3 protein-coding genes are annotated in these 2961 nt (G+C 62.2%); all 3 read left to right on the plus strand.

The features are described from left to right. Positions 1 to 1547, plus strand: a 1547-nt coding sequence (locus tag ACXJKH_RS17845; RefSeq protein WP_457321333.1) for a phage tail tape measure protein, incomplete at its 5' end; no start/stop codon positions are given. Further along, the gene (locus ACXJKH_RS17850) at positions 1544 to 1876 is read left to right on the plus strand and encodes a phage tail protein (protein ID WP_457321335.1); all 333 of its coding nucleotides are present in this window, start codon (positions 1544 to 1546) and stop codon (positions 1874 to 1876) included. The genes ACXJKH_RS17845 and ACXJKH_RS17850, both read left to right, overlap by 4 nt. 9 nt (positions 1877 to 1885) lie before the next feature. Next, a partial coding sequence (locus tag ACXJKH_RS17855) for a hypothetical protein (RefSeq protein ID WP_457321337.1) occupies positions 1886 to 2961 on the plus strand: 1076 nt, incomplete at its 3' end.

Raw genomic sequence — 2961 nt, forward strand, 5'->3', positions numbered from 1 at the left:
GAATCAAGAGCGCTCAGTCGGCAGCGGTCACCACCGCCGCCGCCCTGGACAAGATCATCGATGACGGCGCGACCAAGGAGGAGAAAAAGCGGCGCGCGATCGCCAAGGTTGAAACCGAATCGAACATCGCGATCGAGAAGGCCAAGGCCGCTGGCCTCGTCTCGGCGGTGGCTGGCTTAGAGGAGCGGAAGCAGAAGGCCATCGAGGCGATCCGGGAGAAGTACAAGGAAAAGCCCAAGGGCGGTTCCACTGCTGGTGCGTCCAGGACGGCAGGACTGCAGGGCTACAAGGACGACCTGGTCGAAGAGAAGGCGTCCATTGCCGCCAGTACGAAGACCCTCCAGGCCGAGTTCCAGGCGCGGCAGATCACTGCCGAGGCCTATTACGGTCGCATGCGTGAGCTGTCGCAGCAGGGCACAGCGGCCGAGGCCGCGTCCTTGGAGAAGCAGATCGCCTTCCTCCGGACGCAGTCCAGCACCGGGCGTGAAGGGATCACGGTCGGTCGGCAGATCGGACAGTTGGAAGCCCAGCTAGCGAAGGTCCGCCTTGAAGGAGCCGCCAGCCTGCAGGCGCTGGCGACGCAAGAGCGTGCGGCGGCGGCTGCGAGGAGTGAAGCGCTGGTGAGCTACCAGGCCGCGTTGGATGCCAGCACCCGTGCGCTCCGGCAGCAGATGGCGGCGATGGTAGATCGCGTGGGTGCGGGTGAGCGCGAGTACCAGATCCAGCAGCGGGTAAACGAGGTATACCGCGAACAGGCGGAACGCTTGACCGAGCTTGCGCTCAAGAAGGCATCGGACGCCGCAAACGCTAGCCTGTACGACGAAGAGATCGCCAAGGTCCGGGCGGCAACCGATGAGCGTGTGCGCGTCATCCGCGATGGCTACGCCGACATGGCGGCAGCTCAATCCGATTGGCTGAATGGTGCGTCCGCTGCCTGGGCGGATTACCGCGACGAGGCGGCCAATACCGCCGGCATGACCCAGAACCTGATGGTCAATGCCTTCACGGGTGCCGAGGACGCGGCAGTCCGATTTGCCAAGACCGGGAAATTCTCCTTCTCGGACATGGCCGACTCGATCATTGCTGACCTGACGCGCATCGCAGCCAAGCAGGCGATCGTGGCGGGGATCCAAGCAATCGGTCAGGCATTCGGGCCGCAAATCACCGGCTTTGCGAAGGGCGGGGCGATGGTATCGCCGAGCCTGTCTGCGTACTCCGGTGGCGTCTACGACAAACCGCAGATGTTCGCCTTTGCCAAGGGTGCGGGCGTATTCGGTGAGGCCGGCCCGGAGGCGATCATGCCGCTACGGCGTACCTCGGATGGCCGCTTGGGCGTGGCAGCGACGGGCGGTGGCGGTGCAGCGTCCTTCCAGTTCAACACCGAGTTCAACATCGCCAGCGACGGATCGAGCAACACCCAGTCGAATGGCAACGGGCCGGCCAGTGGTGAGGATGTGCGCCGGAGCTTCACCGGCATGGCGAACGCTTGGGCAACCGACCAGATGCGCCCTGGCGGCGTGTTCCATCGCATGAGGACCGGCGGATGACCGACGTTTTCAAGTGGCAGCCGCTGAGCGAGAGCGGCGGCGAGACAGCGGGCGATGTCCGGCGGACCGTGTTCGGTGACGGTTACTCCCAATCGTCACCGGACGGCATCAACCCCATCAAGCGCAAGTACCAGCTGAAGTTCGGCGGGCCTAAAGCGGAGATGGAACCGATCGTTGCGTTCATCGTCGCGCACATCGGCCAATCGTTCCTCTGGACCCCACCCTTCGGCGGGCCGGGTTACTACCAATGTGACGGCTACAGCGACTCAGGGCAGGGCGGCCAAGTCTACACGATCGCCGCCACCTTTGAACAGACATACCAGCCATAAGGGCAAGAAATGGCAAAGCAAACTATCGACATCACCACCCCGCACCCGGGGTGGACCGGCGATCCGTTCCCGACGGCATTCGGAAAGGCTAACGCCAACTTCGATGAACTGTACGAGGCGGTCGGGAGCATCAGCACGATCGTTGAGGACGTTGAGCAGCTCAAAACCGAGATCGAGGAGAAAGTCGACACCGCGTTGGAGGACGTCGATGAGAAGGTCGCCCAGGCAGAGCAGCAGCTCGAGCAGGCGGTGGCCACCATTCCTGCCCTGGTCGACACCGCGATCGCCGGCCGCATCCCCGGCAAGAATTTGCTGATCAACGGCAACTTCGACTTCTCTCAGCGCGGCGTGACGGGTTCCCGGACAAGTGCCGCCGTGGAAGCCATCTACACCATGGACCGCTGGATTTGCGGGTTCGTCAACGTCAACGGCAACTGGGGTGTCGGCGGCACGACGTTCGGTGAGATCCCAGGTTCCCGCAGGTTCCTTGGCTACAACATTGCCAGCGTGCCTAACAACAACTCATCCGCTTACGTGGGTCAAAAGGTTGAGGGCGCTGGCACGCTGGCGGGGAAGACGGTAACGCTATCAGTGTGGGCGCGCAGCAACGTCGCTGGAAAGAAGATGGGGATGCGCGCGCTACAGCTCTTCGGCACTGGCGGATCAACTACCACTTCCACGGAAGCGCCTAATGTGGTCACCCTGACCACAGCGTTCAAGCGATACAGTTTCACTGTCACGTTGCCTAGCGTTGCAGGAAAGACAATCGGAACGTCCGGCGATGATGGAATGTTGGTGGTGCTGGATTACTGCGGTCCTGCTCCACTGTACGGCGGCGCTTTGGCTGGACAGACAGGATTGTTTGAAGTTGCTCAAGCGCAATTGGAAGAGGGTGGCACAGCAACGGGCTTTGAATTCCGACCGCTTGGATTGGAACTGTCACTTTGCCAGCGTTACTACGAAAAAAGTTACCTGCTGGACGTGGACCCCGGCACCACTAGCTCCTGGGGGCGCTGTGGTGAGTTCCTGGCCGTACAGCGAACGGGTAGCAACGCTTGGATTCAAAGATTCGCGGTAACCAAGCG

The sequence above is a fragment of the Stenotrophomonas sp. P5_B8 genome, from assembly GCF_054049855.1.

Coding starts and splice junctions, on each gene's coding strand:
- ACXJKH_RS17850 (WP_457321335.1), top strand. CDS start 1,544: ATGACCGACGTTTTCAAGTGGCAGCCGCTGAGCGAGAGCGGCGGCGAG.